Source organism: Pseudomonas sp. AFG_SD02_1510_Pfu_092, from assembly GCF_003331055.1.
In the GTDB taxonomy this organism is placed as follows: Bacteria; Pseudomonadota; Gammaproteobacteria; order Pseudomonadales; family Pseudomonadaceae; genus Aquipseudomonas.
This window is the reverse complement of record NZ_PUQD01000101.1, coordinates 1-8,321: the sequence shown is the minus strand read 5'-3', so window position 1 is coordinate 8,321 and position 8,321 is coordinate 1. Positions and strand designations below refer to the sequence as shown.

The 8,321-nt window shown below is 61.6% G+C and carries 6 protein-coding genes and 1 rRNA gene; 3 read left to right on the top strand and 4 right to left on the bottom strand.

The window, feature by feature from the left end:
- The first annotated feature begins 137 nt into the window (after positions 1–137).
- Positions 138–253 (top strand): 5S ribosomal RNA (gene rrf / locus C6A77_RS24660).
- 67 nt (positions 254–320) lie between these two features.
- Here rrf and C6A77_RS24655 read toward each other — a convergent pair.
- From C6A77_RS24655 to C6A77_RS24640, 4 genes are all read right to left on the bottom strand, one after another.
- Positions 321–2,735, bottom strand: a complete 2,415-nt coding sequence (locus C6A77_RS24655) for a TonB-dependent siderophore receptor (protein ID WP_114171960.1) — start codon at positions 2,733–2,735, stop codon at positions 321–323.
- A gap of 198 nt (positions 2,736–2,933) precedes the next feature.
- On the bottom strand, positions 2,934–3,890 hold the full coding sequence (locus C6A77_RS24650) for a FecR family protein (RefSeq protein ID WP_114171959.1): 957 nt from the start codon (positions 3,888–3,890) through the stop codon (positions 2,934–2,936).
- Positions 3,891–3,894: 4 nt separating this feature from the next.
- Positions 3,895–4,398 (bottom strand): sigma-70 family RNA polymerase sigma factor, encoded by a 504-nt coding sequence (locus tag C6A77_RS24645; RefSeq protein WP_114171958.1) that lies wholly within the window; start codon positions 4,396–4,398, stop codon positions 3,895–3,897.
- Between the two features lie 110 nt (positions 4,399–4,508).
- Positions 4,509–5,198: a GntR family transcriptional regulator gene (locus C6A77_RS24640; RefSeq protein WP_114171957.1), complete on the bottom strand. Its 690-nt coding sequence runs from the start codon at positions 5,196–5,198 to the stop codon at positions 4,509–4,511.
- 201 nt (positions 5,199–5,399) lie between these two features.
- Here C6A77_RS24640 and lapG point away from each other — a divergent pair, with 201 nt between their 5' ends.
- Positions 5,400–6,161, top strand: a complete 762-nt coding sequence (gene lapG, locus C6A77_RS24635; RefSeq protein ID WP_178082403.1) for a cysteine protease LapG — start codon at positions 5,400–5,402, stop codon at positions 6,159–6,161.
- 10 nt (positions 6,162–6,171) lie between these two features.
- Positions 6,172–8,118 (top strand): cyclic di-GMP receptor LapD, encoded by a 1,947-nt coding sequence (lapD, locus tag C6A77_RS24630; RefSeq protein WP_114171956.1) that lies wholly within the window; start codon positions 6,172–6,174, stop codon positions 8,116–8,118.
- The last annotated feature ends 203 nt before the right edge of the window (positions 8,119–8,321 follow it).

Below are 8,321 nucleotides of genomic sequence, written 5' to 3'. Positions count from 1 at the left end.
CCATGTGAGAGTAGGTCATCGTCAAGATTCATTTCGCAAAACCCCTATCTGCACATGCAGGTAGGGGTTTTGTCTTTAAGTAGGAACTACAGAGATTTCGCCGGCGCGTCCGATGGACGAACCAGCACACAGAATTTCTTGACGACCATAGAGCATTGGAACCACCTGATCCCATCCCGAACTCAGCAGTGAAACGATGCATCGCCGATGGTAGTGTGGGGTTTCCCCATGTGAGAGTAGGTCATCGTCAAGATTCAAATCCAAAGCCCCTGTCTGCGATGCAGACAGGGGCTTTGTCTTTTCAGGGCATAAACCCAAGGTCAGAACTGATAGCTCACCGTAGCACTGACATTGCGCTCTTCACCCATGTAGCAGTAGTTCAGGCTGGCACACGACGCGATGTAGCTTTCATTGGTAAGGTTGTTAGCGTTCAAGCGCACATCCACACCTTTCAGGCCGACCTTACCCAAGTCATAGCCGACAGAGGCGTCGAACAGGGTGTAGGAAGGTACCTTCATGCTGTTTTCCGCATCCACCCAGCTGTACCCCACATACCGCACCCCACCGCCCAAGCGCAGGCCATCCAGAGGCCCCTGGCGGAAATCGTAGTCAGCCCAAAGCGAGAACATCTGTTTCGGCGCCTGGGTCGGCGAATTGCCCTTGTTATCCAGGCTGCCCGACACCAGGCTAGGCATCGACTTGGCGTACTCGATGTCGGTAAAGGTATAGCCGCCCAGCAGCTTGAGGTTATCGGTTACCTGCACATGGGCTTCCAGCTCCAGCCCTTGAGAGCGCACTTGCCCCACAGGGCGGTAGAACTCTTCGTCAGGCTGCTTCGACGCCAGGTTCTCCTGCTCGATGCGGAATACCGATGCCGTGAACAGGTTGTCGCTGCCCGGTGGCTGATACTTGATGCCGGCTTCCCATTGAGTGCCCTCGGTCGGTGCCAGCGGGCGACCTTCCTGGTCGGACACGGTATTGGGGTTGAACGACTCCGAGTAACTGACATAAGGCGCAATGCCGTTCTCGAACAGGTAGAGCACCCCTGCGCGAGTAGTGAACTTCGAGCGCTGATCATCGACCTTAGTGCTGCTGTCACGGTTCTCTTCGGACACCTTCACCCAGTCCTGGCGCAGCCCCAGGGAAAAGCGCCACTGGTCCAGCTCTATCAGGTCCTGCAGGTACACCCCCGTTTGCTGCAATCGCCGCTGGTAGTGGTTCTCGCCCAACACCTGCAGGTTGCCATTGCCATACTGCGGATTGCCGGCATCCAGCGGGTCGACGCTGCCATAACGCCAGGCGACATCGGCCTTGCGTCGCTGGTAGTCGGTACCCATCAGCAGGGTGTGTTTCGCGGCGCCGGTAAAGAATTCAGCCTGCAGCATATTGTCGATGATGTACGAATGCAGGCGTTCGTCGCCGCCGGTGTAGGCGCGGTTGAGGATATTGCTGTCGGCATCTGCCCAACCAGCTGAATACACCTGGTCCATCGACACATCGGAATCTTGGTAGCGGAAGTTCTGCCGTGCGGTGAACACATCGTTGAAGCGATGCTCAAACTGGTAGCTGAAGGACTGCTGGGTGCGCTCGTAGTTGTCGATACCCGGCTCGCCCTCGAAGAAGTGGTCCGACAGGCGCAAGCCGTTGCGCTGGTGAAGCATGCCGTCTGCGGGGTTACCACCGTGGTAGCCGCCGTTGGGGTCGTGTTGCAGGTAGGCCTGCAGGGTAAGCGAGGTATCTTCGCTAAAGTCGATGCTGATAGCCGGAGCGATGGCGTAACGTTCTTCCTTGTTGTGGTCGAACTGGGTGTCGGAAGCATCCGCCAGGCCTGTCAGCCGATACGCGATCCGCTTGTCTGCATCCACAGGGCCGCTGAAGTCGAAACCCATGCCACGCTGGCCCTGGGTGCCGACCGTGGCCTGCACCTGGTGGTAGGGCATGAACAGCGGCTTCTTGGTGGTCAGCGCCACCAGGCCTCCTGGCGAGCTACGCCCATACAGTACCGAAGACGGCCCCTTGAGAATGTCGATACGCTCAAGGAAGTATGGGTCCACCTGCATGGTGCTGTAGGTGCCGTTGTCTCCCATCGACTTGAGGCCGTCGACGTAGATGTTATCCACCGAGCCGTCGTTGAAACCACGCATTGCGACATAGTCGTAGCGATGGGTCGCACCATAGGGGTTGGTCAGCACGCCAGGCGTGTAGCGCATGGCCTGGGCGACGGTCTGTGAGCCTTGGTCGTCCATCTGCTGACGGGTAACCACCGACACCGACTGGGATGTTTCCACCAGCGGCATGCTGGTTTTGGTCGCCACCTGACTGTGAGTGGCGTTGTAGCCTTCCATGCTGCCCAATGCATTGCCAAGGCTGAAGCCGCGCACATCGGTATCGGGTAAGGAGAGGGCGGCGCCTTGGGGTTGGGCTTGCAGCACATAGCTGCGGCCATCCTGGCTGAGCGCTTCCAGGCCGCTGCCATTGAGCAACTGGCGCAGTGCCTGGTCGGTGGGGTATCGCCCCTGTAGGCCGTTGGACTGTAAGCCCTGGGTGAGCTGGGGGGTGCTCGACAAGGTGATGCCAGCCTGGCGAGCGAACTGGTTGAGGACGTCATCCAGTTGACCGCCCGGAATCGCGTAAACCTGGCTCACCTGGGGCGTTTCGGCCGCCACGGATATTTGCGGAACCGCTAACAGCCCCAAGGCGGTGCCAAACAGGGCGGCCCGGATGGCTCTGCTCAACTTGGCTGAGTGTAAGACAGGTCGAAAATCATTCGCATTGGAAGCGCGTGTACGCACTGGGGCAATTGGCATGAGGGGTCCGTTGAGGTGTGAGGGCAGGAGGTGTCGCTTACTGTTCTAGCCGGACCGGCAGGCAAAACCCGTCAAAAAAGTCATGGGGCCACTGCGCGCACCCTCGCCGCCAAACCAGCTCCCGCCTCAAGCCAAAGCTTCTACCCGCACCCACCAGCGTGTGCGTTGGCGAAGCCGCACGGGCAGCGTCTTTGGCAACAGTTGCAGCAGTTGCTCCGGGTCATCAAGGCGGAACACGCCCGAAAGGCGTAAATCGGCGATGTCCTCGCTGCAGCCCAGGTAACCATGCCGATAACGGCCGACCTGCGCGAGGAAGTCGGGCAGGCGCATGTCGCGGGTTACGATCAGCCCTTCGCTCCACGCCAGCGGGTCCATGTCTACCTGCTCGAGCTGGTGCGCACCTTGCCTGTCCAGGCGCCAGGTCTGGCCGCTTTCGATCCATTGCAGCTGGCCATTGCCAGGCCGGTGTATCGCCACTCTGCCTCGGCTGACGCTGACCTGCGTGCAATCGCTGTCCTGGCGTGCCGCAAAATGCCCTGCGAAACTTTCCAGCAATGCATCACGCGTCCTCACAAGCAGGGGAAGCTGCGCGTTGCAGGTCATCATCAACTCCCCTCGCTTCAGACGAACCATGCGCTGCTGTTCATTGAAAACCAGGTCCACGGCGCTGTCGGTGTTGAGCTGCAGCAGCGAGCCATCGGGGAGTGGAAAACTGCGTCGCTCACCCGTACCGGTGGCATAGTCCGATGTCCAGCTGCCGACGGCCTCAAGGTCTTTGCCCAGCCATGCCGCCGTCCCCACCATGGCAATGCCGCCCAGCAGTTTGAGCGCCTGCCGCCGGTGCAGGCGGCGCTGGCTGTTCTCCAGGGTCTGCAGGGCCAGCCCGGCGCCGGGGATGGCGCGCAGGTCGAGGTCCTGGTGCAGGTGAATGACCCGTTGCCAGGCCTGTTCGTGTTCGTGACGGGCGCTGCGCCATTGCTTGCACTGCTGCTGCAGGGCGAGGTCATGCCCGCTTTCGCGCAGCCGCAACATCCACTGAATGGCCTGCTTGACCGCCGTTGCATCCGGGTGTGCAGCGGTCATCAGGTCAGCCCTCGTCGGCATAGCGCAGCAGGTAGCAATGGTAGAGCGCATCGGCAATGTAGCGCTCCACGCTACGTACCGAGATCCCCATCTGGTCGGCGATGGCCTGGTGCTTCAACCCTTCGCACTGGGCCAGCAGGAAGGCGCGACGGACCTTGGGCTTGAGGCCATCGAGCATACACGCGATGCGCTCGAGCAACTCCAGCAGCAGCTCGCGGGTTTCGGCCGAGGGCGCCTGTGCCTCCGGTACCTGTGCAAGTGCCTCGAGATAGGCCCTGTGCAGTTCTTCGCGCCGCCAGTGATCGATCACCAGCCCACGCGCGACGGTGCGCAGGAATGCCCGGGGCGTGTTCAGCTGCAAGTGTTCGCGACGTTGCAGCAGGCGTACGAAGGTGTCCTGGGCCAGGTCTGCGGCATCGGCAGCGTTGCCGAGCTTGCTGCGCAGCCAGGCATATAACCAGCCGTGGTGGTCACTGTAGAGCGTTTGCACGGAGTCGTTGCTGGGCATGGACGAGGGCGCTGCCGTTAATGGACATGAATGATAATTAGTCTCATTGTTGGCGCAGCTCGCCCAATTTGCAACCCACCTGACTGCACCGGATGTGCGGCCGCTACCCGTCAACGCCTCAGTTGCGTATCCAGATACCTGCGAATTACCCGCGATGCGCTGTTCAAATGCCGTTCCAGCACCGCTACCGCGTCGTCCACCAGCTTGTCGCTGGCTGCATCCACCAGTGCGTTGTGGTCGTCCTGGGTGAGCTTGCCCAGGCCCATGGAGGAAAGATGAAAGCGCAGGAAGCGTTCTTCCTCGTTCAGTTCATCATCGATCAGGCGCAGCAGCTTCTTGTTCGGCGCCTTGTGGTACAACGACATGTGGAACAGGCGGTTGAGGCGGCCGATCTCGGCGTGGCGGGTTTCGTTCTCCAGTTGCTGGATGTACCCGCGGGCGCTGGCGATGTCGCTGGCGTCCAGCAGCGGAATAGACTGGCGCAGCGCCTCACTCTCGAGCAGTACGCGCAGGGCATAGCTGTCTACCGCGTCCTCGCCGATCAACGGTGCAACCACCGCGCCTTTGTGCATCTCCACTTTCAGCAGCGACTGCGCTTCGAGCTGGCGCAGGGCCTCGCGCACCGGCATGCGGCTGACACCGAACAATGTCGCGAGCTCTTGTTGTCGCACGGCCGTACCTGGCGGCAAACGGCCGTCGAGAATGGCACTGCGCAGGCGTTCCTCGATCACCCCACGGGCCTGGTGCGGCAACAGCTGCTCGCTGGCCAGCACATTGCTCAATTTGATTTTCTCGGCCACGCGACGTCTGCCTCAACGATGACTAAAGTTGGATCCAATGACACTAGTAACAGCCCCAGGGGGTGTCAAACCTGCAGCGGTTGGAACGCTCGCCCCAAAGCGCGGCTATGGTGGATGAAGTCGCCTGGCAAAGGAAGCAGGCTATAGAAGGATATAAACAGAAAGTGTAGGCCTGCTGACCAGCGGGTGCATGATTGCACGGTGCCATTGTTTTTTGCCGTGGCAAGCCGCACCATCGCTGCTTTCGACTGGCCTGAGCAGGGCTTGGTAGTGGCGATATCCTGGGTGCTCAAAAGCGTTGTGCAACGTGTCGGCCTTGCTGCGCTGCTGGGCAGCTTGCTGCTGGGCGGCTTGCACGCCGATTGGGACTTTTCCCAGATCAGCCGCAAGTCGCAGGCCCTGTATGGCCAGCTGGGTGCCGGGCAAGGCCGTATCGATGCCTGGCAGAACCTGATGGCCACGCAAAAGCAGGGTACGGAGCTTGAGCGGCTACAGGTGGTCAACCGCTTTTTCAACCAACAGTTGCGCTATGTCGAGGATATCGACCTGTGGCACGAGGTCGATTACTGGGCCACGCCGGTGCAGGCGCTGATCAAAGGCGCCGGGGATTGCGAAGACTACGCTATCGCCAAGTATTTCAGCCTGCGGCGCATGGGCATCCCCAGCGAAAAACTGCGCATCACCTACGTCAAGGCGCTGCGCCAGAACCGGGCGCACATGGTCCTGACCTATTATTCAAACCCACAGGCACAACCCTTGGTGCTCGACAGCCTGATGGACGCCATCAAACCGGCCAGCCAGCGTACCGACCTGCTGCCGGTGTACGCCTTCAATGGTGAGGGGCTGTGGCTGACGGGCGCCGCAGGCAACAAGAAGGTCGGTGATACCAAACGGCTGTCCCGCTGGCAGGATTTGCTGAAGAAAATGCAGGCCGAAGGGTTCCCGGCCGAGCCGGTTTACTGAAGGAGCACAGATGTCACTGTTCAAACAATTGCTGTTGGCCATTTGCCTGTTCCTGGTGGTCGCCTTCAGTGGCAGTTTCATGGTCAGCCTGGAAAGCTCGCGCAACCAGTACGTCAACCAGCTGCGCTCGCACGCGCAGGATGCGGCCACCGCCTTGGCGCTGTCGCTGACGCCGAATATCGACGACCCGGCGATGGTCGAGCTGATGGTCAGTTCCATCTTCGACAGTGGTTACTACTCAAGCATCAAGGTCGTCGACCTGGGCTCCAATGCCGTGCTGGTGGAGCGCCACGCCGAGCCGGACCCAGGCGGTGTGCCGCGCTGGTTCGTGCACCTGATCAGCCTGGAGGCCGCCGGTGGTGACGCTATCGTCAGCCGTGGCTGGCAGCAGGCGGCGCGCGTTGAAGTGATCAGCCACCCGATGTTCGCCATCGCCAAGCTCTGGCAAAGCGCCCTCGGCAGCCTGGGCTGGTTGCTGCTGTGTGGCGCGGCCAGTGCCGTGCTCGGGGCCTTGCTGTTGCGCCGCCAGTTGCGGCCGCTGGATTACATGGTCGAGCAATCCCACGCCATTGCCCGTCGCGAATTCCTCAGCTTGCCAGAGCTGCCGCGCACGCCGGAGCTGCGCCGCGTGGTGCAGGCAATGAACCAGATGGTCGAAAAGCTCAAGGCGCTGTTCACCGAGCAGGCCGAGCGCAGTGAACGGCTGCGTGTCGAGTCCTACCAGGACAGCCTGACCGGGCTGTCCAACCGCCGCTATTTCGAAATGCAGTTGAACACCCGGGTAAGCAACCTGGAGGAAGCCCGTGCCGGCTACCTGCTGTTGCTGAGGGTACAGGGGCTGGCGGGGTTGAACGCCCGCCTGGGTGGCCAGCGAACCGACCAGTTGCTTCAGGCGGTGGGTGAGCAATTGCGCCGCACCTGTGCCAGCTACCCGGAAACCAACGATCTGATTTCCCGCAGCCGCGGGGGTGAATTCGCCGTGCTGGCGCCCGGCATGGTGCATGAAGAGGCCGTTCAGCTTGCCCAGGCCCTGGAAGCGACGCTGCAGAGCCTGCATGAAACCGGCGCCAGTGACATCGACCCGGTGGCCTGCATCGGCCTTGCCCCCTACAACCCCGGTGACACACCGCAGGCGCTGCTCAAGTTGGCCGACGAGGCCCTGGCCCGCGCCGAAAACCAGCCGACGCCGGGTTGGGTCTGCCTCGAGCAGGGTGTGGCCGCCGTTGCCGCGGACAGCCAGCATGCCTGGCACGAACGGCTCGATCAGGCATTCATCGCCGGGCATTTCGAGCTGTTCTTCCAGCCCGTGGTCGACTGCGCCACCGCGCAACGGGTGCTGCACCACAAGGTGATTTCACGCTTGCAGGATGGCCAGGGCGAGGCGTTGCCGGCGGGCCGCTTCTTGCCTTGGCTGGAGCGTTTCGGCTGGATGGCACGGCTGGATGTGCTGGTGCTGGAGAAGGTGCTTGCCCACCTGCGCGGGCATGATCAGGTGCTGGCGCTGAACCTCTCCGCCGCCACCTTGGCCGACCCCAAGGCTGTGCAGCGTGTCTTTGAATTGCTGGGCCAGCATTCGGCGTTGGGGCCGCGCCTGATCTTCGAGATTGGCGAGGAGCAATTGCCCGAGCAGTCCGCCCTGGAGCAACTGAACCGGCGCCTGCATGCGCTTGGCTTCGGCCTGGCGCTGCAACGTTTTGGCGGGCGCTTCAGCATGATCGGCAACCTGGCGCACCTGGGCCTGGCGTATCTGAAGATCGATGGCAGTTACATCCGCAATATCGACCATGAGCAGCACAAGCGCCTGTTCATCGAAGCGATCCAGCGCGCGGCACACAGCATCGACCTGCCGCTGATTGCCGAGCGGGTCGAGACCGAAGGGGAACGGCTGGTATTGCGGGAGATGGGTGTAGGCGGGGTGCAGGGGCAGTTGGTTGGTGAGCCTGCTCCCTGGCGCTGAGTTTCAGGTTTGCGGCTCTCCCTATCGCCGGCAAGCCAGCTCCCACAGGTCAAGTGCATGCCTTGAACGTTGTGCTGGACCTGTGGGAGCAACTGTCTTGGTCAATTTCTAAAAGCTGGCGCGATCCCTGTGGGAGCGGCCGTGGCCGCGAACACCGGCGCAGCCGGTGCCATCCACCGCGTCGCCTGCTTCGCGGGCTTGCC